This is a genomic window from Phyllobacterium sp. 1468 (assembly GCF_031455525.1).
GTDB lineage: Bacteria > Pseudomonadota > Alphaproteobacteria > Rhizobiales > Rhizobiaceae > Phyllobacterium.
The window spans coordinates 114609-140063 of sequence record NZ_JAVDSX010000009.1 but is presented as its reverse complement, the minus strand read 5'-3'; the positions used below and the strand labels follow the sequence as shown (position 1 = coordinate 140063).

Here is a 25455-nt window from a genome sequence, read left to right as displayed (position 1 = left end):
TTCCGTGGACCTTGCCAGGCGCCTCAGCCGGCATGAGATATCAGGACAGGTTGAGTTTCGTTTTGCCGAGGCGGACGGGGACGAGGAATTTCTGCCTCAATGCGGCGAAATGTGGCCAGCGCCTGGCCGACAACCTGATCCATGTTGTAATATTTATAGGTCGCCAGACGTCCGACAAACAGGACATCATGCGTGGCACGGGCCAAGCTATCGTACTTTTTGTAAAGCTCCGCGTTTTCGGGATTTGGCACGGGATAATAGGGATCGCCCACGGCGGACGGAAATTCATAAGTTAAACTCGTCCGCGAACTTTGTTGGCCGGTGAGATGTTTGTATTCCGTCACGCGCGTATATTCGTGTTCCATGGGATAATTCACTACCGCCACACTTTGATGCCATTCCTTATCTAAAGTAACGTGCTGGAAGCGCAGCGACCGATACGGAAGTTTGCCGTAGCGGAACCCAAAAAATTCATCGACTGGTCCGGTATATATCAATCGCCGATACTCAATCTGGCTCGCAATCTCATCAAAGTCGGTCTGCAACATGATCTTGATTTTTGGATGATCGAGCATCCGCTCGAACATGCGCGTATAGCCAGCGGCGGGCATGCACTGGTGTTTGTCGCCGAAGTACCTGTCATCTTGGTCTGTCCGCGTGGGTACGCGCGCAGTCACGGACTTGTCCAGTTCGCTCGGATCGACGCCCCATTGTTTGCGCGTGTATCCACGGAAGAACTTTTCGTACAACTCCCGGCCAACGCGGCCGACAACCACATCTTCGGAAGTGCGGATATCATCAACGCGCTCTGCACGATTTCGGAACCATTGATCGAGTTCTTCCGACGAAAGACTTAGTCCGTAGAGCTTGTTGATGGTGTCAAGATTGATTGGGATGGGTAGAAGCATTTTATCCACCTCCGCCAATACCCTGTGCTCATACGGCCGCCATTTGGTGAATGCGGAAAGATAGTTGAGGATCTGATCCGAGTTGGTGTGAAAGATGTGTGGACCGTACTTGTGTATGAGAATCCCCGCGGAATTGTAGAGGTCATAGGCATTGCCTCCTACGTGCGGGCGTTTATCAATAAGGAGCACTCTGTCGCCACGCTGGCTTGCCAATCGCTCGGCAAGAACGCTACCGGCAAAGCCTGCTCCCGTAATTAGCCAGTCAAAGGCCTGCACTTTTCTCGATAGTGAAAAGCGCATCGGCTTTGCAGCAGGCTTTGTCAACTGTTGCATCAAGGTCGCCATGGCCTGCCACGTCATGTCCCATGACATGCTGGCAAGAAAGTCATCCACCCTTGCCAGCCACTCTTTCCGCGGACGCGCCAGAAGAAATTCCGCCTTTGAAATGAATTCTCCAGCACTATCGGCGATCTCGACAAGTCCCAAGTCCCCGTACGGCCTGATGACATCCTTGATTCCGGTCGAAATCACGGGCACGCCGGCCGCCAGAAATTCCGGTGTTTTTGTCGGACTTATGAATTCCGTCGAAGCGTTTTTCGCAAAAGGCATGATGCCGATGTCCCAGTCTGCGATACATTCCGGCAAGTCGGCGTATTCCCTTGCACCGAGCCAATGCAGGTTGGGCGCTTGTGGCAAAGTCGCAGGATCGATCTTCACGACAGGACCTACCATCATGAATTGCCAGCCAGGTCTGAGCTCCGCAACCTGTCGAATGAGATCGAGATCCAGGCGTTCGTCGATAACGCCGAAAAACCCGAGGTGGGGAGCAGTCGTCTCCTTATCATTGTTGCCAATCACCGCTCTGGCCTGTGAAAAATGAGCCACGTCGATGCTGCTTGGAAAGCAATGGATATTGCGGTGACGATCGCATTTGGCCTCATACAAGGCGCGGCCACCCGTAAAAACAAGATCAGCGCGGCTGAACAACTCTTGCTCCAGTTCCAGCATTTGCGCTGAAGCGCCGCGAAACGCCGAAAGTTCGTCCATGTTATCGTAAACGCACAGGTCAGGGACGATATGGCGACTGAAGACAAGCGCCATTGGGGTGTAGTACCAGAATGTCAAACGACTGATAGGCAGGGTGACATACAGATCGTCGAGAAGCTGTCGCTGGAATTGGACGATCTGTGCGTCATCGAGGCCAGTCGGGAGGACCGGCACGGCCACAATCACTCCTTCGGCGGTCCGCTTGGTTGCCAAGTGAGGAGTGACATTGTCTTCGAAAGTAGGCTCTTCCATGAAATAAACAGGGCCGCCCTTGGCAGCCCGGCTCAATAAATGCTGGGGTCTCTGATAGACGAAGTTCCAGCGAAGATGGGAAAAACAGATTAGAATATTGGGAGTACCGGAATTCTCGAACGTGCCGTCGTCAAGGGTAATGCGCATGCCGGGGACCTTCCTGTTAGGTCAAAGGGAAATATCAGCGAGGGCCGCGGCATCGGATAGGGATACCTGGGCTTTTCCATTTGCGTTTCAAGGACCCCATAACCAGCGATGCGGAAAAACGTTCCCGGCACGACCGACGCTCGGTTATCAGGGTTTTTACAGCGGTAAAAAAACCGACCACCGCGCCTTGGAACGGTTATCCCCTCAAGGGCGGTGGTTCAAATGGACAAGTTTGTCGTCAAGGGTGAGGGAGACCAAAGCGTTGGGAACACGGCACGATCTATTGCCCCTTTGGGGCATACTTCTTGGAGTGTCGGCAGCAATCGTCACCGCAACGATGGTTGACAGGCTTCGGGTTTTTCATCTTGGTGGAAGGTGTCGTTGACCCCTCACTCCACCATGTCAACGCACGAGGTTGTTTAATTGGGGCTGCTTCCCGAAGTTCTGAACAAGGCGATGCACGTATTCGAGTTTGACAATAACGGGCGAGGACAAGACGAACGGATACGAATCGGATTGACCCATGCTGCGCTGTATAGAATTGATTGCGATACTAAGTGGGACCCAGGTGCTCACGAGCTGTTCGGCGCTATCCGCTTGATAAGGATCGAAATTGATTGATGCTGCCATTGCCAGATGTTCTGGAGGTCTTGCTGCGATGCCAAATTCCCGTGCGGTCTCAAGGCTGTCAACAATATGAATATAGTGTGCAAAGCACTCGGCAAAGTCCTCCCACGGATGGGAGCTTGCGTAAGCCGAGACGAAGCTTTCCTGCCACCCCAAGAGGGGACCATTGGCATAATAGTGCTGGAGTGCCTGTTCATAATCTGCCCGCTCATCGCCAAACACTGTGCGGTAGCGCTCCAGGTCATTGCCGTCACGGACAAGTTTGTTCCACATGAAATGCCCGCTTTCGTGACGAAGGTGACCAAGCAATGTTCGGGCATGGACGGTCTGCTTCGCCTCTTCACGTGTCGCATCATCGGCCTCGGCGGCACGAATGGTGATGAGACCTTCGTCGTGGCCACTCATCGCAGGTACTATCATGCCGCTGGGAAGACGTTGATCTTCGAGGAAATCGAAAACCAGCCCGCCCGTCGAATCCTCGGTGCGATCGGGGTGGGGAAGATTCCAGCGCAAAATGGAATAGAAGAGGTGCCGCTGCGCTCGACTGATTTTGCGCCAATGGTTTAAGCCCTCTGATGTTTTGACGGATGGCACCAGGCGATTATGACGGCAAGACAAGCAGAAACCCGGGATTTCCGAGGGATCGACTAACCAATTGCAAACGTCAAAGGATGCGTTTGCGCACATGCATGCATCTAATCTTTCGCCCCGCACAAATCGCCACGAACCCGCAGGCTCCGAACTGATCGCGCGCATTGTCATAGTAACAGGTTCATAGGCCAACCTGGCTTTGCACTGAACGCACTGGCTATTGTCGAAAAAGACAACGTTCCGACAATTGTCGCAGGTGAAAAGACGCATTGTTTCTGCTTTTCGGGAGAGGGGTCGAGGGGGGGGTAGTGCTGGAACTGAGAAATCAGTGAAATGTTCCAAGCAAGAATGCACTCAGTTCTCCTGGCCGTTTGCCACGTCCAAGTTCGTCAGAATTCGAACCGAAGGTGAGTAAGGCGGGCTAAACGGGGATAAGCGCTCGCCTGCCATTCGTTGACCAAACTCGGAAGGCGGAAAAACCTCCCTTGTCTGCTCTGCAGTTGTGCCCGGTTGACACGGTCAACAGGTCCCGTCTTTGAACGATGAAATCTGGCCGAGTCCGGGCCGGCGATTTTACTCAGATCAATTCCTGCGGACAACAATTCTCAGAACCGCAGGAACATCTTCTGTTTGAGAAGGTTGCTCGCAAAACAATGGAGGAATGCAAAATATGCGCGCACTATGCTGGCATGGAAAAGGCAACGTCCGTATCGACACCGTTCCAGATCCCAAGATTCAACATCCCCGCGACGCAATCATCAAGATAACGTGTTGCGCCATCTGCGGGTCTGACCTCCATCTTCTTGACGGCTATCAACCCACGATGGCGGACGGCGATATTCTTGGCCATGAGAACATGGCGAAGTCATTGAGCTTGGCTCTGCCGTGACAAATCTCAAAATAGGCGACCGCGTTGTCGTTCCTTTCACGATCAGCTGCGGAAAATGCTGGTTCTGTCAGCAGGGCTTGTTTTCCTGTTGCGATCGCACCAATCCCAACGCTGAGATGGCTACCAAAGCCATGGGGCATTCACCTGCCGGCCTTTTTGGATTTAGCCACATGCTTGGTGGGTATAGCGGCGGACAAGCTGAGTATCTTCGCGTTCCGATGGCGGATATCGGTCCGATCAAACTTCCTGACAGCGTGGCGGACGAGCAGGCCTTGTTTTTATCCGACATCTTCCCGACCGGCTACATGGCGGCCGAAAATGCCCAAATTCAGCCCGGCGATACCGTCGCAATTTGGGGTTGTGGGCCAGTTGGACAGTTCGCCATTCGCTCAGCTCTGATGATGGGGGCAGGGCGTGTTATTGCGATCGACGAGGTTACAGAAAGGCTCGCAATGGCCGAAGCGGGGGGCGCGGAGACAATTAACTTTTCCCAGACTGAGGTCTACGACGAGCTGATGGCCAGGACCAACAATCGCGGTCCGGACAGCTGCATCGACGCTGTTGGTTGTGAGGCTTCGGGCCATGGCGCGGTGGATGCTGTTGTCGACAAGGTCAAAGCAGCCGCCTATCTCGCCACCGACCGGGTGCATGTCATCCGGCAAGCAATCATGAGCTGCCGCAAGGCGGGTACAATCTCAATTCCCGGTGTTTATGTGGGCATGGGAGACAAAATTCCTTTGGGCGCCGCCATGAACAAGGGACTTACCTTCAAAATGGGCCAAACGCACGTGCAGAGATATACAAGACCGTTACTGGAGAGAATTGAGGCTGGCGACATTGATCCGAGTTTCGTTGTGACGCATCCAGCTGCACTTGATGATGCACCCGATATGTACAAGAAATTCCGCGACAAGGAAGATGGTGTGATCAAGGTGGTCCTTCGGCCCTGAAAGCGTCGCGATGGAAACCCCGGCCGCAGAGGATCACTAAGGCAAAGTTTGAGCTGGTCCGGGATTAGCCAGTCCCATATCCATTCGATGATACACGCCGAGCAAGACGAACAGAATTCGCGGGCACTACTTCTGCGTACTTAACTTTGCCCGTGGCGCTCATCGACAGATGAAGCTGGCACAATGCTTGATGAAGCATCCGGGTAGGTCTCCGACACGTGGCAGCAATTAAGTGACACGGCGCACGATCTATCCAAAAAGGTTGCTGATAAAGCCAGTCAATTCAGTAATACGTCTGCTTCCGCCGGTCGTGTGTTCCAAGATCAAACGACAAGGCTGAACGAGTCAATCTTGGCGCATTTCAGAGACCAGCCTTTGGTGGGTGGCGCTCTCGCGTTCGCCGTTGGAGCGGCTATCCCAACCACACAAGTTGAGGATTCTGTCGCGGGAGAAGCCGCGGAAAGTGTCAAAGACAGTATTTCCGATAAGGCAGAAGACATTCTCGACAAGGGCGCTGAGGCTGCGTCAGCCATCTATGATCCGACTACAGCCGTATTCGACGACACCTACGAAGCGGCAAGCGGGCGTATCAAGAATGAAGGCGTCTACGACTGACCGACGACCAGCGATGTCGGTCAGGCGCTGGCGGCACCCAGAGGGCTGCGATTTGTAATCTTATGAGGTGACCTTATGCCCGATTATCCGACTCCACCGTTCCTTTCACAGAGGCAAACCATCCCAGGCCTTACGAACAATATGCAAACCTATAAGGGATCCGGGCGGCTGGAAGGCAAGAAAGCGGTCATCACTGGCGGGGACAGCGGGATCGGCCGCGCCGTGGTTATCGCGTATGCTCGCGAGTGTGCAGATGTCTTGATCGCTTATCGCGATGAGGATATCCGAGAGACCAAACGGCTCGCCGAAGAGGCTGGCCGAAAAGCGGTGCTGGTCGCGGGTGATATCCAGTCCTCCGAGCATTGTCATCTGACTATCGACCGCTCCGTAAGTGAGCTTGATGGGATTGACATTCTCGTAAACATTGCCGCCCATCAAAAGACTTTCGAGAATATTGAGGATATCGCTGACGAGGAGTGGGGCTCGCATTCAGGGTCAACATTCACCTCAATGAGCAGCTGATGTTAACACTACCGTTGAGGACCAGTTCTGAGTTTCTCTGAGCGACAGGTTCTAGGTGTCCATGGAGACGCTTCGTTATCAATACCGGCAATACGAACGACCGGCGGCGTTAACACCAAACTTAGGGCGAATTGCTTTTCCTATTTAAGTCGATGGCTTAAAGCTAATTCGCCTGTAATATGCCCGGAGTGGGAGCAGCCAATATTGAGCCGATGCAATGAAGATTGTGTTCGACAGCAACGTCTTTCCGTTGTTTCATCCGGATAGTGTGGATGACCTCAAAGATCCCTGTCCGGTTTTCGACGGTACGCTGTGGCACGTATTCGGCTCGAGCGGCACTTCGACCAGCGAAACATGGAGCATACTTCACGCGACCGCGCTAGATCTTTACGGGCCATGGACGGAGCATGAGGTGGTCAACCTTGCCGTCAGCGGCTCGGGTGTGGCCGCGCCCGGCGTCATTTATGAGTGCGGCATTTTTCACATGTTCATACAGACGGAGTTCATGAAATCCGGGGGGCGTTGCGAGCACGCTGTATCAAACGACGGCTTTCACTGGGTAGTGCTTAAACCCGCACTATTGTCGGTACCAGATAGTGATGAGGACGGCATCTATGATCCCCATCCCGCGATCGTGTGTGGTAAGCGATACATTGTTTATTCCGGTATGCCGAAGTTCACACGGGTTCCGCAGCCTGACATTTATCTCGCACGAAGCATGTCCGATTCCTGGTTCGGGCCATGGAAACGGGTTGGCAAGATCTTAGACCATGGCGAACTTCTTCACCACAATGCACGCGAAGACCCAAACTACGAGTGGGGTTTGGAAGGAGCACAATTGGTAGAACTCCCGAACGGGCGGATCCTTCTCAATGCCACTTGCTTTCTTCCTCAAGGCCCGCGCGGCAGCCGTCAACGGGTCTTTTTTGCTATCGCTGATGACGTCAAAGGGCCGTACGTCTCGGTTGGACCAGTGCTCGACCCGGGGGGATCAGGAGAAAACGGGCATTCCACGGTTTTAATTCAAGACCGCCGACTTACGCTTTTCTACCAAGGTCGGGTCGAGGAGACGAATCATCGTTGGCGCTATGGCCTGGCTAATTGCAGCATTGATCTCGTATCAAAAAGCGTCTGAACAGACTGCGTTGAGGGCGCTGGGCCATCGAAAAGCACCAATGTACAAGAAACGCTGATCGTAAACATCGGTTCCAGCAGCCTGGCGAGAGAAAGCCTGCCATTGTGATAAAATTGCATCCCAACGCGCCCGTTCTCACTAAATTATATCGGCACCATGGCGAACTGCCTGGCTCAAATTGTGGAGAAACTGTTGTCCGGACGATCCAACTAGCCCGAGAAAATTGTGGATCTCCGACGCTAGGCTTTGACCACCATCAATAACGAGGGCGTCGCGGCGAAACCGGGCAAGGTAAAGGGCAGTTAGCCCGGCCAAAACCGGCCCCGACTGTGGCGCAATCGGCGACATTCCTCCGTCAGTGAATGTTTTTTGGTGGTCGATTCTGCCGCAGCATCAGACAACTTTTTCAGGAATTGCAATCCAAGCGAAGTTGTCGCCAAACGATGCAGACCCAATTGGAATTCGAACCGCCCCCGTCTTTTCCGTGTCCGTGGCGGCCTTGCCATACCCGGGCAGTGCCCGCGTCTGCAAGAACCCAGTCATTTGGAGATCCGATGAAAACAACATTGATGATGCCAGTTGTGATGCAAGCAACGATCCCGACCGACAAACGGTTTGATGATCGGCTCAAGCGTTTGGATAAAAGCAAAGAGCCGGATAAATAGGCTAGTGCACCGCGTCACCCTTATGCTCACGCAGTACCATTCCTGTCCGTAGCGCTTCTCGAACCCGACCGATCTCCACGCCTTGCAGCCCGGATGCATGCCGTAATGCTCAAACAATCCGGCTGGAGCTTTCTCCATGTGAAAAGGATAAGAAATTCGCGGGGGCAGTCGAATTGGTTCGTCGCTCATTTGTCGCTGCGCTCCTCAAACTCTAGGCATTCCAACAACAATTTGGCAGTAAGTTGCTTGAATTAACTGTCGGGTTCCGTTTCTGCATCTTTCTTCAACTTGCAAATGTCAACTAGTACCTCTGCCTTTCCCTATTAGGTCTTTGGTCCGATTACTCGCTAGCTCAACAATTATAAGGTGTTGCATCAACCTAGGGTGGAAGGAAATTGAAATGGTTAAGATTAAAAAAGGTCTCGTCACAGCAGCCTGTTTGGGGCTGTTCGTTGCAGGTATAGCATTCCCGATTGATTATTCTGGCTCCATAGGTGCGTCCTGGGCAAAAGACGGCGGCAATGGGAAGGGTGGCGGCGAAGGGAATGGCAAGGGTGGCGGAGCCGGTAATAGCGGTGGAAATCACGGCAAGTCATCCAACCATGGAAGCTCCGCCAATGCCCATGACAAATCAAAAGTTGACAAGGCTACTGTGGACAGTGACGACAATAACGATGACAGCCTTGGTGCATTAAATGCGGCCCATGCGTCGGCTCGGGCTAGGGAACGAGCAGCGCCGAACTCTGCCGTGGGCAAAATAGCGACCTATGAGCGCAGCCGCGATGAAGCGATGGCGCTGACTGATCCTGCACTGCGTGAACAGGCGCTCGAAGACGCTGTCGAGCAGCTTGAAACGGCCTTTGGCCGCACCCTAACCGCCGATCAGATCGATCGTATCGACGACCTACTGGATGCTCGGCAGTAAGGATTCCGGGTTGATCGCAGAACTTGCTGCATCGCTTATGGATGGTGATGGATTGCATAGGTGCATGGACTAGTCTTTTGTCCTGGCACCGATCATATTCATTCTCAGCTAGCCGCAATCTCTCCCCATCCTCCTCACATTTTTCGGGGTCTAGCTATGAGCAAAGTTCGCAGCAACTCTATCAACGTGTGTTTTGCAGCAAAAACGCCGTCATGTGTGCTGAAGTTATCGTAGTAGACAGGTCTTCTATCCGTCGCGTTGTATCATCAATGGCCTTCCATCCGGTGGACTGAAGTTTGGCTGAGCTTGCCACAAGGTTTTGGTACAGTCTTTGCTTGCGATCGGTTTGACCGGACATTTTCGCGGCGGTGTTCAAAAACGCTTCCGGGACGGAAAACAACCGTGGAGGGTGTCCCATCCCGCGGCGCATGGCCGCGACCATTTCGCCTATGGTCAAAGGTACGTTGTCCGAAACAATGAAAACCTCCCCGTCCGTTTTCGACTCTTCCAAACTATGGAAGATCGCCACGCAAAGTGCGCCGAGGTCAAGAAGGGATCTTTTGCCCGGCAGCGACTTCAACGGCAGGGGAATGGGCCATGCAGCAAGCTTCATGAGCTTGGCAAGGTTGCCGGTGGCGTTCGGGCCGTAGACCAGAACCGGCCGCAGGATCGTATAATTTTGGCGGGGCATAGCTGCAGCAATTTCTGCCTCTGCGGCCAGTTTTGTCCGCCCGTAGTCATCTGTTGGTTGCGGCGGGTCGCCTTCCCGCAAGACACCGTCGAATACGCTGCCACACTGCGCGCGGATCGATGATGTGAAGACGAATTTTCCGGTAATTTTTTTATGCGCAGCCGCGGCCAGTTTACCTGTCAGGAGACAATTGGCGGCATAATATTCTTCGGCCGATACTGCTCGCTTGGCGTGATGGATGGCGGCCAGATGCACGACATGATGGACGTTCTCCAGTATGCTCTCGAAGGCACTTAAAGGCTCGTCGGGAGACGGCAGACGGACATACGGGGTGCCGCCACCTGGTGGTTCTCGCGACGTGCAGATCACCCGGTTGCCTGCCGCCTCAAGTTGTTTGACAAGTTCAGTACCAATAAACCCTGATGCTCCCGTAACGAGAACTACGTTTTGGCTTTTCCGGCTCTCGATGCTTCCGAATTCCTCATCGGTCGGACAGCCTAACATGGGACAGCTCTTACTCTGAACCGTTTCTCCATTTTGTCGTTGCAAACACGCTTCCTCCTTTGCAAAAGCCCGATCAACCGAGTCTAATGTCGGCTGACCGGGCTGAGGGCCCTGGCTGCCCTTGGGCCGACGGGCTGATGGCGGCAAAATTAGGATAGTCTTAATGTGAGGAGGAGAGATCGGACCAAAGTCTTACCGATAGAAATAAAACTGCCCAAATCACAGATTAGCAAGCTTAGGAGACATCTCCGCCCACTCTCACGCGAATATTCTCTGAACGCCACGTTCTTATAGTTGCCGGCGCGATCCACTCGCCATCAAATGCCTTGAGGAAGCACTCCCGGTGGAGCGGAGAATCAAGAGGAACTGTTCTTTAAACGCCATGTTGGGCCGATGGTTGTAAGGCGATGGATCATGCGCCAAGGCCGCACACTCGCGCTGGATTCCACGCAAATGCAGCACATCCAAAAGGACAAAAGCTCAATTCGAACAGGACTTGGGATCAGCCTGGCTGCGCCCGGGCGCTCCACATGTCCTTAAAGGCTGAGTGCTCTTAACAACGCCCGTACCATGCCACAACATTTCGGTTGGGTTGGGTCAATACCTCTTCTATAATGGCATAGCGCAGTATTTCAGCGACATTGAGATCGGCGACCGTGAAGCGGTTCCCGACGAGATAATTTTGATCGGACAGATGCTGGTCGAGGATATGGAAAGGGCGCTTTAGCATACTTGACGCCAAGGCAAGCGTTTCTTGTCCCGAAAGCGTATCGTGTTGGCCGGCATCGTGAACGTAGACGATTTTGATTGCGTGCGGTTCGGCTTCATTGACTGCCCAAAACGACCACACCTCAATCAATCCTTCTTCCTGCACGCTTTGAGCACTGATCGATCCGCTATGCTTCCGCGCCAGGCAAAGATTAATTGCGATAGATTCCCACAATACCAGTCCGTCGGCATCTATAGCCGGAATTTGGCCATTCGGATTGACCCGAAGAAACTCTGGAGACGCTGTTGAACTTTGCGTCAGAGGCGCGTGGATCGTCGAGCATTCTTGCCCGGACCACGGGAACGGCGTTGAACTCGATGCCGAGTTGTCTAACCATCCAATAATTGCGTCGCACGCGATTGATAGATACCATAGATTGCCAGCATGGATCGATCCCATCAACCCTCGGAATCCACCATGAGGGAAATTGGTGACTTCGTCCAATTCGCAGAGTCACTAGCGTGCGATTTCGGTGGCAGATTATGCTCGGAAGCATACACTAGCTCCTGGACCTTCGCCGGACCAGCGCCAGACTCGCGGAATGATGCAGACAGCCACCGCGCATACTAAGAAAAAACAAAAAAACCGCTCCCACTTGTCCTCCCTCCAGCTCGCAAGAAAGATTGATTGGAGGCGCAGCCCGTACCGGGTGTAAGATGTTTGCTGTGATGGTGGTAACTGACCGGAGTTGCCGTTTTAGGAACTAGGCCGGGGCAGCCGAAAACGCACTAACATTATCACCCCCCAATTGTGAGTGCTTGCGTCGCCTCCGGCCTTCTTTCTCTGCCTAGTTCTTGAGAAATGGTTTGATTGCAACGACTGACGCCCAATGTGTCGACTCTTGATCAACTTCATATCCCAGCGGCTCCAGGTCGGCTACCGCCTGCGTAACGGTATAGGGCGAGTGACATTCAACCTTGAGACAGGCAACCTTGGTGGACCATTCCGTATTTCGCGTGAGTACTAACGCTTCCGCTCCCTCGATATCCATTTTCACAAAGTCGATCAGATCGTCATTCTTGAAAAGAGTATTGAGTGACCAAGCGGGCGACTTCCGTGTCGTGGAATTAGTAGCTTCGGTGACATGCGCGCCGTGCTCCATGCCAGTTTCAATGATATAATCGATTTCTGCATCCTCGAACCATACAGCTCCTGTAATGATTTCGCAGCGCGAGCCAAATGTGATGGTATTGATGCGTGCGAGATCGGCATTAGCCGCATCGAGTTCCACGGCACTTATTCTCGCTAGTGGAAAGGCAGCAGCGTACAGCGCCACGGTCAAACCAATGTTTGCGCCAAGGTCCCAAATGCGAGTCGCTTTTTCTCTTGAAAGGATTGGGGGGGGTGCATCATATGACGCCCCAAAAGTCTCATAAAGCACTACCAGATCGCTGGTGCCGGGCCTGACAGATATTGGTTGGTGTCCAAGTGAACGCACCCTGAACAAAATTGTTCTTTCAGGGGACGCGCCGTTGCCGAGGTTCCAGAGGAACCTTAGTGGTTGCATCCCGGGGCCGAATTCATAGAAAAGACGACCCAAATCTCGGGTCCGGTGCCAGACAGTCCGTCCTGGCATGGCTACCTCCTCCGAAGTATCCTCTAGGGCAGAGTACAATGTGGCATTGAGGGGCGTCTATCTGCCAAAAAGAGGTATCGAGTATTATAACGGCCTAACGGACGGGCTAAAGTCGTGCTTACCTGTCTCACCGGATTTCCATCTCAACTTCAGCGTGATTTGAACATACCTGTTCTGGACAGCCTGGAGCAGATAGCCCGATTGGAGAGCCGGAACACGCTAGAACATCGCCCTGCCGGTCAGGGCTGCCGGGACAGGGACGATCATCAACGTGCCCCGAGTAGAAAGCTTGTCTTAGGAACAAAAGCCTCCATGGCAGCTATGCATTCCTCGCGGTTGTCATAGACACGGGGCAGCGGTTCATCCGATAAGATGTCGCCGAACGTTGTACGAACTCCGTGTTTGATCCGAAGCATCTCCCTTCTTTCAGGTAATTGCGTGGTGGACCGGCCGGACTGAATGAGGCCGACGGGCCGATATCCCGCTAGGCGTAATTCCGCCGAGCCTCCGTCCAGTGGGCACGGGCCATACTCATTAAGTCTCGATGAATGAAATTCGGCAAGCATTACAGTGACCCCGGGGTTTTTAGGAGTGGCGAGGCCCGCGCCGCCCGCGCACAAAAGTCAGGATTGCAACGACGAGCCTCCATCAAAAGGTTCGCGCTATCCCGTAAGCGTTGTGCTGTTTACACCGTGGCAGGACAATCGCCGGATTTTTCCCTGCGAAAGGTGTGTTCACCGGCTCTGTCCGGCTCATGCGCCACCGTTGCGGTGGCTTATTCATGCGAATGGCGATGGTGCAGATCAGGGTAATGGGCGTGCGTGTGCCTTAGTGGCTTGTGTCGGTGCCAGTGAGAATGGGCCTCGGTGACGGGCCCATCATGGACATGCTCGTGATGTGGGTCGTGGACATGCGAGTGCTCATGTTCCAACCGTAGGTGGAGGTGTTCGTGATGGTGGCGCTCCGCCAGATGTAACCACAGGCCAATTGCCATGAGGAGGCCTGCTGCAACAAGTTGTACCGTAACGGCTTCGCCCAAAAATACGACGGCGAGGATTGCACCGATGAACGGAGCCAGCGAGAAGTAGGCTCCTGTTCGGGCTGTTCCCAGATGGCGAAGCCCGAGCATGAACATCACCAGGCTTACCCCGACTCCAACGAAGCCAACCAATAAACCTGCCAAAACGAGACTAGCACTCGGCAATGAAGCGCCAAACATGATCGCCAGCGCAAGGTTGGTCGTACCGGCGGTAAGCCCCTTGATCATCGCGATCTGAACCGGGTCGGCAGAAGACAATTTGCGGGTAAGATTGTTGTCGATCCCCCATGACAGGCACGCCGCCGCAATGAGCAGCCCACCGGTGTCGAGGTGAAGCATCTTGCTGTTCCATGACAGTACGACCGCCCCGGTAAGGATGGCCAGAGCGCCAAGCACCAGCCGCCGATCAACGTTCTCGCGCAAGACAAGCCAGGCAATACCCATGGTCGCCAATCCTTCAAGATTGAGAAGGAGCGATCCCGAGGATGCGGAGGTTCGAGAAAGACCCAGCATTAACAAAAGCGGGCCGAGTAACCCACCAAACAGGACAACCAAGACCAACCAGGGAATATCGGCCTTTCGAAGTGCAGCCTCCACGCTCGGCAGCCCGATAAGACGGCTGTCGAACTGACAAGGGCAAGTCCAATTCCGGCTCCAGCATATAGAATGCCAGCCAGTAACCAGGGATCGATGGCGCCCAAAAGCAATTTGGAGAGTTGCGCTGAGGCCCCGAAGAGAACAGCTGAACCGAGAGCGAGCGGGACGCCGGGCCAAAGGTGTTGATGCTTGTTGATCATAAACGCTTACGGCCTGTCTTTCATCGTATTGTGGGCCACCACTATGCCCCCGACACCCAAAACCGCAAACAGAGCTGCCGCGCCCCAATTGCCAATAGAGGCAAGGTAAAGAGCTATCAGTGGGTTTGCGGCCACCGCGACAGCCAAAACAATGAACCGCCATATTTTTTAGGAGTGAGCCATGCGCGCAGTTTATTGAAGTTTGCAACATTTTCAATTGGAGCCAATTTGCGACGCCTGGCGCCGAGGATTGCTCCTATTCCACTGGAAGGACTTGTCCGTCGGCCAAGCACGCTCTAGCTCATCAGCGGGCTTCCTGCTTGCCCTTTTGCCCACCAAGCGCCAATAGTTGGTCGGCGATTGTTACCAAATTATTGGGCCAGTGCGCCGAGTGACAAGCGATCGATAGTCGGGGGCTCGTTGCGGGGTATCGAGGCGATCAGCGCCAAGACCAGAATCGGGAGCGTTATAGAAAGAAGATCGTAAGCGGTCCGTGTCATCATCTTTCTCCCTCTATTGATCCTGCGGAACCCTAGCCTCGCTAGATGGTTCCTTGGTCAAAAAAGATCACAATGGCCAAAACCACTCGCAGGCCACCAGAAAGCGATGCAGGCAAATTCGCGAAGACGCAGGATGTTGGCGACAACGAGGGAGTGTCCAGAGCAAATCCGCGCGTCTTATCCGTCAAGAAAGACACCGATGCGACATTCAGGTAGGATGCGAAGGAGATGAAAAAGACCGCTAAAGCTCCCGGTAAGTCCAAACGTTAGCCCGGCCGGTCAGTTTGGCTCAGGGTGAAGTTCCCGATCCGTTCACGAGAGCTATGAGCAGGCGCGCGAGAAACGCACGATTGATTGAGCTCGGTTCAGGGGCCGGTCGATGCGGCGGATCAATCAGCCAGTGTGTGAGCGTCGCATCAGCTACCGCAAAACGCACAAAAAAAACCGCCAACCCCACGCAAGGCAGCAGGATTGAATGACGAAGGGGTGGGGGCTATTTGATCTCTACGGTGAGCGTTGTCCTGCTCGCCGTTGTAAGTTGGTCGAGCGCTTCAAAGAGTCTGCTTACTGCTTGTTTGCTAGGGGGCGCCGCATCGTCCATCGTTGGCATATTTTGTTGCTGGCTGACATATGAACTTGAGAAGCGTCGCGATGTCAACTAGCGGGGCGGCTGGCGATCCTTGGATCCGCGTTAGTGGAGAAACTGTGGCTTAAAAAGATGGATGTTTCTTGAACCGATACTGATTACCGATATCCTGCAGCGGCTTCTGTGGCGTCCTAATATTCCATCCATAGCGTTTGCCAACTCCGGATATCACGCCCCTGCGGTCCATGATGCATGCAAGGCAGGTCTTATGAGGTGAAGGCAAAACAAATCCAGAGACACGCTATAACGGCAACCGTGGCTGCCAGGAGCGCTTGCCAGTCGAATAGAAACAGCGTCGAAGCGAGCCGCTTGGCCCTAACTTAAAGGTGAGCGAAGGTTTTGCGAGGTCGGCGCTTGTACACCTCCGCCTCAATTTTCTCCCGGTTGCCGTTGTATTTGGCTATCAGCTGCGCGGCGTCGTCTCGACCGAGGTTCAGAGTCTTCATAAGATAGTCGACTCCATACTTTTCGCCGCCAGCAACTTTCGCTCGCTCTGCGTAACCCTGTTTCGATGTATTGTCGGTAAATGCCATCTCCATTCCCATAAGTCTCATTTAGGCGAGGCCCGCCGCGGGGTCTTACCCAAGGGGCGGGCGGTGATTGCGGCGAGCCTCTTCGAGAGAGATGCTCTCGATGTCAGCCGAACTATGTAGTTGCGGGAATGTTCCAAAAAAGAATCAGTCCTCTCACTTGACGGCTTAACCCTATGTTCCCATTTTGTTCTTATGACGAGGACAATGAAAACATTGGGGCAGGCTACATGGCATGGGATGCTGGTGCGATCCCGCTGCAGGAAATATGACAAGGCTGCAGCCTCACCGCTGACAGCCTTGCCGAGATGTTCGGCCATGGCCGTGAAATCAGCCTTAAATTCCGGTGCAAAGACTGCCACAGCACCGATTGGCGCGCACGCGAATGTCGGAGGTGGTCATCACAGCGATCTGTTAGCGCAGATTCCTGCGCCACGTCTTCCGCCTCGCTACGATCATTGAGCATCCGCCAGGCCAGACCAATATGTCCGATAGCATGCGTTTTCCAAGACAGGTAGAGGCGGAAGGGTTTGGGACGGCGGCGAGGGAACTGTCGCCCCTGTCCTTACGCCGCCTCGACGTCGGTATGTGAAAAGTCGTTGCCCTTGAAGAGCAATGGTAGCCGATAATCCTTCGCACAGGCATAGGAAAAGCAATCGCCAAAATTCAGCCGAGCGGGGTGGGCGACGAAGCGGCCAAATGTCCGTGCGGCCAGAATTGCGCTGCGATACATGGTTCCGTTTACTGACATTTCCTTGGCACCGATCGTTTCCAAAAATCGTTCAACATCCTGCTGCGCCTGATCAATCATGGACGGCGACGTTGGCTCTTGGTCGCCATGAATCGAGATTGAAACAATTCGAGCGAGACTTACGACCGCTTCAAACATGGAAAGGGAGGAAAAGTAGATGGGCTTTTTTGCCATCTCGATTTTTGCAATGAGATAACCTGCATCTTCCTCATCCGCGCAAATCGCTACAATTGCGGAGGCGTCTAAGAACATTAAACGCCCCACATTTCATCGGTGTATTTTTTCATGTCGAAGTCGGGCTTGTTCGGTCCCATCCTCGCCTTAACATCGTCCTGGATCATTTTGATGCGGTCTTTTAGTGGTACAGCCTCTTGGGCGCGAGCCAGTTCGTTCTGCAAGGCGCGTCTAACGGCCTCGGTTTTGTTTGGGGCCTTTGTTAGCCGCTGAACCTTTACTGCCAGAGCATCCACTTCATTATCGCGAATGTAGAGAGACATTTTTCGTTCTCCGCGGGTGTATTTCGAATATGCGAATATCTTAAATTGAATATGCGACTTTAGCAAGGCGATGGCGGGGGATGAAGTGGAAGTGCGGGATCGTCCCAGAACACCGGGCCGAAAAGGCTTCCGCTCGAACTCACGGACACGACGCGCGCGCCGTTGGCTATGGCGAGGAATCGGGGGAGGCCGAAGGTCAAGGCAAAATGCCCCAGGAAGTTGGTCGCGAACTGCATCTCCCATCCTTGGGAAGAGCGTCGCAGGTACGGCAACGCCATGATGCCCTGCATTGTTGACGAGCGCGTGGATCGGGCCTTCCCATTCGTCTACGAAACGGCTTACGGAGTGGACGTCCGCCAGATCGAGTTGCCTGACCTGAATGCTGGGATTGACACTCCTCATGCGAAGGTCTGCTGCGACTTCTTCGGCAGCTTGCGTTCGGCGGGCGGCGATGACGACGGACGCCCCTGCGGCGGCGAGCGCCGAAGATGTCTCGATACCGATGCCGCTTGCGCCACCGGTCACGATCATCGTCTTCCCGCGCAGGTCAACGCCTTTCAGAACATCGGAAGCAGTAGAATGGAATCCGAATGGCAATTGAAGCATGACGGCCTCCTTGGCCCTATAGTCGTGACCGGATCGAGGTCACTCCGTGATCTTGACGAAACCATGCTGAACGAGCTGTATCGTACGAGCCATGGCATCCAGATTAATCTTGATGTGGGGCAGAAGATCGGCGTTCCCCAGCCGTTAACCTTCGCTGTCGCCCCGCAGAGTTCGACCTTGACGCCGAGGTCGATGAGGTCGGCGACAAGCTTCTTGTAGGAATTGTCAGTGGCGATATTACGCGAGGCGTTGTAGGCCGCGTCGTCCAGAGTGACGTGACCTGCATTGGTGTGAAAGACCACGATCACATCGGATTCCGCTTTCCAGTTCGCGATGTCCCTGGTGATCAGCTGTAGATGAAACAGGGCGGCGGAAGGTCGCCTTCGAACTGAAGGGAACCGATGCTGTGCACCGATTTGACCTGTTGCAGTTCGACCGGAATATCGATGAACAGAGCACTCTTGGATTCGGACATCGTCGTCTCCTATCTGGATTTGATTATGTCGGCGGATCGGTGCCGGGACGCCCCGAGGGGCGTCCCGATGGCGCGTGGGAGTCTCGGGGGAGGTGTGCGCCAGTAAGAATGAGCCGGTGGTCGGCCTGTGGGCGCTAGACGCCCTCGTAAACAAGCCGCGTGAAGAAGCCGGGATCGATGACGAAATTGCCCCATTTGGCGTCAAACGCCGCCGTCGGCTTGGCCGCAACGGCCTCGTCCCTCGACCGTCCCGCGCGTTTGAGCGCCGCGACATTCTCCCGGATTGCCACCAGCATGTCGCGGAAATCTTGCAACTCGGTGCGGTTGCTCACCGGATTTCCATGACCCGGAATGATGATGGTCTTGTCCGTCGAGGCGGACAGGTTCGCCTCGGACGCCGCGATCATCCCGTCGATGCTACCGCCAGTCGAATGGTCGATGAAGGGATATATGCCGTTCCAATAGGTGTCGCCGACATGCAGTACATCGGCTTCGCCGAACATCACCGAAATGTCGCCGTCGGTATGCGCCGGACCATAATGTTTCAGGGTGACTGACTCCCCGTTGAGCTTGAGCGAATACTCCTTGGAGAAGACGTGCTTGGGAATGCCACTTGGCTCCAGCGGAACGAAATTGTAGTCCCAATCTTCGACCCGCTGGACCTGCGAGAGGTATTTCCGCGTGTTCTCGTGTGCGATGATTTTGGCTCCGCCGGAGCCGATCCAGGCGTTCCCGTCTGCGTGGTCGAAATGCCAGTGGGTATTGACCAAGTGGGTTACAGGGTCGGGCGAGATTTCCGCGAGCGCCTTGGTCATCTGCTTGCGGGAGACGCTGATGCCAGCGTCTATCATGACGAGACCGTCCTTGCCGCCAAGTACCGCGACGTTGCCGCCAGAGCCTTCCAGGATGGTGATACCGTTTCTCAGTTTGTGGGTGGTGATGACGGACTTTGCTGCGCTGTCTTTTATGAGGCTCACCAGACCCCGCGCCTCGGCGTAGGCTTCACGCGGGCTCAACCATCCCCCTGTGGCGGCAAAGCCCGCCGCGCCGATGCAGCAAAGGCAAAATCCTCGCCGCGAGAGCATGTGTTCGGACTTCATGACATACCTTTCCGCAGCCGGTCTCAGGAGAGCCGGCGGCATTCGAACTGGAGTTGGAGGTCAAGGGCAGGCCTTGCAGTCTGCCCGAGTGCCGAGTGGTCAAGCCTTGATAAAGGCGAGCAGGTCCGCATTGATCACGTCGGCATGCGTCGTGAACATCCCGTGCGGGTAGCCGTCATAGACCTTGAGTTCACCGTTCCTGAGCAACTTCACGGAGAGTACCGCGGAGTCGGCTATAGGGACGACTTGGTCGTCGCTGCCGTGCATCACCAGGACCGGGACAGTAATGGCCTTCAGATCCTCCGTAAAATCGGTTTCGGAGAAGACCTTGATACATTCGTAATGCGCGTTTGCGCCGCCCATCATACCCTGACGCCACCAGTTGCAGATCGTGCCCTGAGAGATGGTCGCCCCAGAGCGGTTGAACCCGTAGAACGGCCCGCTCGCGATATCGAGGTAAAGCTGTGCCCTGTTTGCAGCCAAAGCCGCACGGTAGCCGTCGAAGACTTCCATCGGAACGCCGCCCGGGTTATCGGCGGACTTGACCATGACTGGAGGGATCGCGGAAATAAGGACCGCTTTGGCGACCCGGCCGTTGCCATGCCTGGCGACGTACCTGGTGACCTCGCCGCCGCCGGTTGAATGACCGATGTGAATAGCGTCGCGGAGGTCGAGATCCTCGGTTAGGGTCGCGACGTCGGCCGCGTACGTATCCATGTCGTTGCCCTCGGAGGTCTGGCTGGAGCGGCCATGGCCCCTTCGGTCGTGCGCGATGACGCGGAAACCCTTCCCGAGGAAAAACAGCATCTGGTTGTCCCAGTCGTCGGCACTCAGCGGCCAACCATGGTGGAACACAATCGGTTGCCCCGAACCCCAGTCCTTGTAGAAAATCTGTGCGCCGTCTTTCGTCTTGATGCTGCTCATGGTCTCACTCCCGTTTTCAATGGTTGCTCTGTTTGAGTTCGACGATGTCGTGGCGTCAAGGCCCCCAGAGGCAACGTCGTGGCGAAGACGACGGCTCCGGTCCCGATCAGGACATCCCGTCTCGTCGCAGTGGGCATGGTGATGGCTGTGCTCGTGTTCATGTCTCCTCCCTCTGTGGGCGGACACGGTTCCACTGGTAGCTCCGGATGTTTGTGGTCCGGGCGCTCTCGCTTTTGCCGTGTCGAGATTGCGAAGTGTTCAGTCCAGAACTGGCGCTGCTGCTGCCCACTCCTTCCGGGTGGTGGGCGTGCCGTCGATCATTTCGACGACGTTCTTGGATTTCGAGAGCGACGTCATCAAAGACTTGGGCCCTTCGAACGGCCTGCCGCCGATGTGCCAGCCGTCGGTGTGCAGTTCTTCGATGAGAACCCACACTACCTCGCGAAACGCCTCGGAACCCTCGAACTTGTCCATGACATCGGTCAAGGCCTTGGCCAAAGCGTGTTTCTCTTCCGGCGTGAAGACGCCGTCGACCAGTTTCACATTGACGAATTGCATGACATCTTTTCCTTTGTTTAGTGGGTTGAAGGTGCCCTAGTCGGCGACGTCGATTACGATCTTGCCGTTGGCGGTCCGGTTCTCTATTTCGGCATATGCTTCCGCAACAGTCTCGAAACTGAAGCGGCGCGAATCGACGAGAGGGCTAATCTTTCCCGCTTCCGCGAGCCGCTTCGCCTCTCGCAGGATGTGCCCGTGATGGGCGCGGCCTTCCCCCGTCAGGATCGGCAGGAGCGTGAAGACGCCCGAGTAGCTTGCGGCTCGGAACGAGAGCGGTCCAAGCGAATGAGTGCTCCATCCGAGGCAGCTAACGACGTGACCGAAGCGGGTCACAGCGTTGAACGCGGCGTCGATCCCGGCCCCGCCTACGGTGTCATAGACGATGTCGAAGCCCCGCCCGCCCGTATGGTCGTTCACATACTCCTCGACGGTCGTCTGATGGCGGTCGATAGCCGTGGCGCAGAGCTCCTCGATCTGGCTTTGCTTCGAAGCCTTGTCCACTGCGAAGACCTCGGCTCCGAAAGCCCGAGCTATCTGGATCGCGATGTGGCCGACGCCCCCGGCACCGAGCACCAGTACCTTCTGACGAGCCTGGACCTGCGCGCGGTCAACAAGGCCTTCCCAGGCGGTGATGAACACCAACGGCAACGCGGCGGCTTCGCGCATGGTGAGGTTTGCGGGCTTGGGAGCAAGCAAGTCGGCGTCGACGGCGACATAGATCGCGAGCGAGCCTTGGAGACCGCCGATACCACCCGTCATGCCGAAGACCTCGTCCTGCGGCTTAAACGCGGTCACGCCGGGACCGACGGCTTCGACGACTCCGGCGACATCCATCCCGAGGATGGCGGGTAAGGGATGTCGCGCGTGGGAGCCTGGCCGCTCTTGATCTTGAGATCGAGCGGATTGACGCTGCTCGCCTTGACTCGCACAAGGACCTCGCCTGACGTGGGCGCTGGGCAGACCGTGGTTGTGCGAACGAAATCCGAGTTCGTTTCATTCAGGACGAGTGCGTCCATCGTGGTGGCGGTCGTATTCATCTGCGTGCCCTTGATGTGGTGTCGACGACTATTCGACGACGGGCAGAAGATGGCAGAACAGTTAGTTCTCAAGCCAGTGAATCGTGGTGAAATCTTGTGATGGGACAAATACAGAGATGTCGGCAGGTCAGGACATCTCGGCCAACAGAACCTTGGCCGCCACCATGTCGGCTGTGTCGAATCCCTCGGTGAACCGATTATATACCGCGGCCAACATGCCACGCCCCCGAGCGCTGTCCCCGCGGTCGCGCACCAAACGTGCCAAACTGGTGGTCGTTCGGAGTTCCCAGGATAGAGCGTCCTGCCGCCCCGCCACCTCGACCGAGTGGCGATAGCATCGTTCGACGCTCTCGAGGTCATCGCCGCCTCGCCAAAGCACATCTCCCCTCAGACGGTGGAGTTCCGCGACGCACCAGAGCTCCTCTTTCTCTTCGCTGGCGCTGATCGCCGCCTCGACCAACGAGCGCGCTTCGCCGTGTTGTCCCAGAGAGGACAAGCCCTCGGCCAAATAGCCGAGAAACCGGACATTGTAGAGATTGAACAGTTTTACCTGGCGCAATTCAGCCAACCCGTTCCGGAGGAGAGAAACGCCTCGCTCAGGAAGCCCTCGCTCGATCAGAAGTGCTGCCTTCCAGCATCGGCCGAACACCTCCCATGGGCCGAGCGCATTCGCGGTCGCGAGGTCAAGCAGCTCGGTGATCGCAAGATCTGCCGCCGTATAGTCTCCGACGTGAACCAGGACAGGACAGGACCAGCGCGCCAAAGTTTCACACAACGAGATTGCGTGGCCCGAGCCCCGCGCGGCCTCAACGGCGGTATCGACCGCCTTGATCGCCTGATCGGGAAAGCCTTGCATCCACAGGAGTTGAGCCGGCTGGATTCGTGCCGAAACTGACTGGCCCAACCTGAAACGGACCGAGCTTGCGGAGGCGGTTTCAGTCGAGACATCATGGGCCAGCATCAGATCGGCATGACGCCGGGCACCCCTGAAGTCCCCCATGCAAAAGAGTGTCATGCTGAGCATGCGGTCGCCGATGAAGCGATCGAGTCCACTTTCGGCAACCGCCACGAAACGTTCGGCGCTTCCCAACGACGCCCTGTACTCACCCATTCCCACCTGTGCGACCCACAAGCCCCAGAGAGCTTCCGCTTGAGCGTCCAGGTCGGCAAGCTCTTCAGATATCTCCAACGCCTTGGCGAACGCGGCCGTAGCTTGTGGCGCAAACCCGATCTTGAAAGCTTTTGAAAGCCCGAGCGCTCTGTAGAGCTGCATAATCTGACGCGCGTTTTGGTCTCTTCGCTCTCCGGGGGCGATACCCCGCAGCGCTCGTTGGACGCCGGTCAGGCATTCGTCGACCAGAGAAAGCTGGTACCATATCGGAATGGCGGCGACAGTGAGCCCGAGACCTACTTCCGAGTCGCCGTGATCCGAGTAGGCCCAGTCCAAAGCGAAGCGCACGTTGTTGATGTGGATACCATATCGCGACAGCCAGTCTTCGCTCGACAAGGCTTCGACTTCCTCCTGCGAATGCCGTAGGACTTCGCACAGATAGGCCGCGAGTTGGCGCATAGCGGCGTTGAGCTCCCCCTCATCTCGAACTTTGTCCAAAACGAAGGCCCGAGTCGTGTCGAGCAAACGGTATCGTGCCACCTTGCCTTGAGCGTCTACCGCCACCAGGGATTTGGCGACAAGGTCAGCAAGATGGCCCGGTACATCGCGATCCGGGGCGCTAGGGTCGGTTGCAATGGCGGCAGCCGCGTCCCGCCCGAAATGGCCAGCGAACACCGCAAGCCGACGCAGGACTTTACGCTCACCTTCAGAGAGCGCTCCGTAGCTCCAGTCGATCATCGCCGCCAAGGTTTGATGGCGGGGCAGAGCGGTGCGCCGTCCACCTGTCAGCAACCGCAGTCTATCGTTCAGAAGTTCCGCGATTCCGCGCGTGCCGAATGCCTCCACACGCGCCGCAGCGAGCTCGATGGCTAGAGCGATCCCGTCGAGCTGGCGGCATATGTGCGTGACGACGGGCGCTTCGTCGTCGTCGAAAGAGTACTCGCTCGCGAACGAGGTTGCCCTCTCGACGAACAGGCGAATTGCAGCGAACTGCAACGCGTCAGCGGCAGTCAGACCCGCCGCCGACGGTGGCAGGTCGAGAGGGGGGAGCCTGTAGACGCTTTCGCCTTCTACCCGCAGCGCCTCGCGGCTGGTCGCCAGGATGCTTATTTCCGGCGCTTGGCGGAGCAGGGTTTCCGCGAGGCGGGCAGTCGCTTCGAGAACGAGTTCGCAACTGTCGAATATGAGCAACATCTGTTTTTCGCGAAGATGTCCAATAAGGGTCGAAGTCGGGTCACCGGATGTCTCCGGGAGGCGAAGCAGTAAAGCTAGGATTGAAGGGACGAGTTGAGGATTCGTGATCGGTGCAAGGTCAACGAAGCAAAGGCCGTGCTTATGCGATGACCACAACCGTTCCGCCACTCGAAGGCGGACGGTCGTCTTTCCAATGCCGCCAGGTCCAACAATCGTCACCACCCGTGACCGTTTAAACCGTCCTTCGACGATCTTGATCGCTTCGTCACGTCCGATTGCTTGGATCAGCTGTCGTGGAAGGTTGTTTGGCGCAGTTGTCTCGGGTTCGTTCTCGACGCGGGAACGGGTGAGAGGAGCAACGAAACGGTAACCCCTTGAAGGGACGGCGGCGATGTACCGGGGAGCGGCTTGATCGTCGCCAAGCACCCTTCGAAGCAATGCAATTTGAGCTCTCAGGTTCGACTCCTCGACCGTGGTATTGGGCCAAGCTCTCGCGGTCAGTTCATCCTTCGTTGCAAGCTCGCCCGATCGCTCGGTCAACGTGATGAGAATCTCGAGCGCCCGGGAGCCGATCGTGACGGGCTCGCCGTCCTTGAGCAACAGATGCCGCTCGGCATAGAGGACGAAGGAACCGAATGAAGTCTCTTCATCAGCCGTAAGCTTTGCATTCGGTGGAGCTTGCCCTTGCATTCTATCCTTTTCTAGTAACGGCGCTTTTTCAGCCCGGCGCATGAATCTATGTTGCGATGCATAGCGACTGTGCTGGTCGTAATACTGAAAGCGAATGACTACTCGAATTTAGATCATAAAATAAGATAGCAACGGGAAGGGCGTCCACATTATTCCATGCGTATTGACTCGTCCTCGGCGCGACAAG

The 25455-nt window shown here is 55.6% G+C and carries 16 protein-coding genes and 6 pseudogenes; 5 read left to right on the top strand and 17 right to left on the bottom strand.

The features are described 5' to 3' along the window. Positions 1–23: 23 nt before the first annotated feature. Positions 24–1916 carry a UDP-galactopyranose mutase gene (gene glf / locus J2X72_RS21090; RefSeq protein ID WP_310075152.1) on the bottom strand — a complete coding sequence of 631 codons (1893 nt, stop codon included), beginning with the start codon at positions 1914–1916 and terminating at the stop codon, positions 24–26. Positions 1917–2756: 840 nt separating this feature from the next. Then, a complete protein-coding gene (locus J2X72_RS21085) occupies positions 2757–3842 on the bottom strand; it encodes a putative zinc-binding metallopeptidase (RefSeq protein ID WP_210003843.1) in 1086 nt (361 codons plus the stop codon). A 400-nt stretch (positions 3843–4242) separates the two neighbouring features. On the opposite strand from J2X72_RS21085, the pseudogene J2X72_RS21080 reads away from it, so the two are divergent. From J2X72_RS21080 to J2X72_RS21060, 5 genes and pseudogenes are all read left to right on the top strand, one after another. Continuing rightward, a pseudogene (locus J2X72_RS21080) lies at positions 4243–5411 on the top strand (zinc-dependent alcohol dehydrogenase). Between the two features lie 351 nt (positions 5412–5762). Continuing rightward, positions 5763–6026, top strand: coding sequence for a hypothetical protein (locus J2X72_RS21075; protein ID WP_310075149.1), 264 nt, complete (start codon positions 5763–5765; stop codon positions 6024–6026). A 75-nt stretch (positions 6027–6101) separates the two neighbouring features. Next, positions 6102–6532 (top strand): annotated as a pseudogene (locus J2X72_RS21070) (SDR family NAD(P)-dependent oxidoreductase); the annotation flags it as partial. A gap of 233 nt (positions 6533–6765) precedes the next feature. Then, the gene (locus J2X72_RS21065; RefSeq protein WP_210003840.1) at positions 6766–7683 is read left to right on the top strand and encodes a hypothetical protein; all 918 of its coding nucleotides are present in this window, start codon (positions 6766–6768) and stop codon (positions 7681–7683) included. A 1065-nt stretch (positions 7684–8748) separates the two neighbouring features. Then, positions 8749–9273 (top strand): Holotricin-3 precursor, encoded by a 525-nt coding sequence (locus tag J2X72_RS21060; protein ID WP_210003839.1) that lies wholly within the window; start codon positions 8749–8751, stop codon positions 9271–9273. 181 nt (positions 9274–9454) lie between these two features. Here the strand turns inward: J2X72_RS21060 and J2X72_RS21055 are convergent, their stop codons facing one another. The 15 genes and pseudogenes from J2X72_RS21055 to J2X72_RS20985 all read right to left on the bottom strand — a co-directional run bounded on the left by J2X72_RS21055 (position 9455) and on the right by J2X72_RS20985 (position 25268). Then, the gene (locus J2X72_RS21055; protein ID WP_310075146.1) at positions 9455–10513 is read right to left on the bottom strand and encodes an NAD-dependent epimerase/dehydratase family protein; all 1059 of its coding nucleotides are present in this window, start codon (positions 10511–10513) and stop codon (positions 9455–9457) included. A gap of 508 nt (positions 10514–11021) precedes the next feature. Continuing rightward, on the bottom strand, positions 11022–11681 hold the full coding sequence (locus tag J2X72_RS21050) for a glutathione S-transferase family protein (RefSeq protein ID WP_310075144.1): 660 nt from the start codon (positions 11679–11681) through the stop codon (positions 11022–11024). Positions 11682–12024: 343 nt separating this feature from the next. Beyond that, entirely contained in the window at positions 12025–12813 is a 789-nt protein-coding gene (locus J2X72_RS21045; RefSeq protein ID WP_310075142.1) for an FkbM family methyltransferase, read from the bottom strand. 775 nt (positions 12814–13588) lie between these two features. Beyond that, positions 13589–14649, bottom strand: a pseudogene (locus J2X72_RS21040) (DMT family transporter). Between the two features lie 371 nt (positions 14650–15020). Beyond that, positions 15021–15149, bottom strand: a complete 129-nt coding sequence (locus J2X72_RS21035) for a hypothetical protein (protein WP_310075140.1) — start codon at positions 15147–15149, stop codon at positions 15021–15023. Positions 15150–16115: 966 nt separating this feature from the next. Continuing rightward, positions 16116–16328, bottom strand: a complete 213-nt coding sequence (locus J2X72_RS21030; protein WP_310075138.1) for a hypothetical protein — start codon at positions 16326–16328, stop codon at positions 16116–16118. Positions 16329–16890: 562 nt separating this feature from the next. Next, the gene (locus J2X72_RS21025; protein WP_210003956.1) at positions 16891–17328 is read right to left on the bottom strand and encodes a type II toxin-antitoxin system VapC family toxin; all 438 of its coding nucleotides are present in this window, start codon (positions 17326–17328) and stop codon (positions 16891–16893) included. After that, on the bottom strand, positions 17328–17573 hold the full coding sequence (locus J2X72_RS21020; RefSeq protein ID WP_210003834.1) for a type II toxin-antitoxin system VapB family antitoxin: 246 nt from the start codon (positions 17571–17573) through the stop codon (positions 17328–17330). The genes J2X72_RS21025 and J2X72_RS21020 overlap by 1 nt, the downstream gene beginning before the upstream one ends. A gap of 46 nt (positions 17574–17619) precedes the next feature. Continuing rightward, positions 17620–18104: pseudogene (locus J2X72_RS25105) on the bottom strand (SDR family NAD(P)-dependent oxidoreductase); the annotation flags it as partial. 114 nt (positions 18105–18218) lie between these two features. Then, a pseudogene (locus J2X72_RS21010) lies at positions 18219–18654 on the bottom strand (DsrE family protein). 134 nt (positions 18655–18788) lie between these two features. Continuing rightward, complete coding sequence (locus J2X72_RS21005) at positions 18789–19754, bottom strand: MBL fold metallo-hydrolase (RefSeq protein WP_210003833.1); 966 nt, start codon at positions 19752–19754, stop codon at positions 18789–18791. A 99-nt stretch (positions 19755–19853) separates the two neighbouring features. Then, positions 19854–20678, bottom strand: coding sequence for an alpha/beta hydrolase (locus J2X72_RS21000; RefSeq protein ID WP_310075135.1), 825 nt, complete (start codon positions 20676–20678; stop codon positions 19854–19856). Between the two features lie 258 nt (positions 20679–20936). Then, complete coding sequence (locus tag J2X72_RS20995) at positions 20937–21236, bottom strand: tautomerase family protein (RefSeq protein ID WP_210003832.1); 300 nt, start codon at positions 21234–21236, stop codon at positions 20937–20939. Positions 21237–21272: 36 nt separating this feature from the next. Next, positions 21273–22252 (bottom strand): annotated as a pseudogene (locus J2X72_RS20990) (zinc-dependent alcohol dehydrogenase family protein). 148 nt (positions 22253–22400) lie between these two features. Continuing rightward, entirely contained in the window at positions 22401–25268 is a 2868-nt protein-coding gene (locus J2X72_RS20985) for a winged helix-turn-helix domain-containing protein (RefSeq protein ID WP_310075131.1), read from the bottom strand. Positions 25269–25455: the final 187 nt, after the last annotated feature.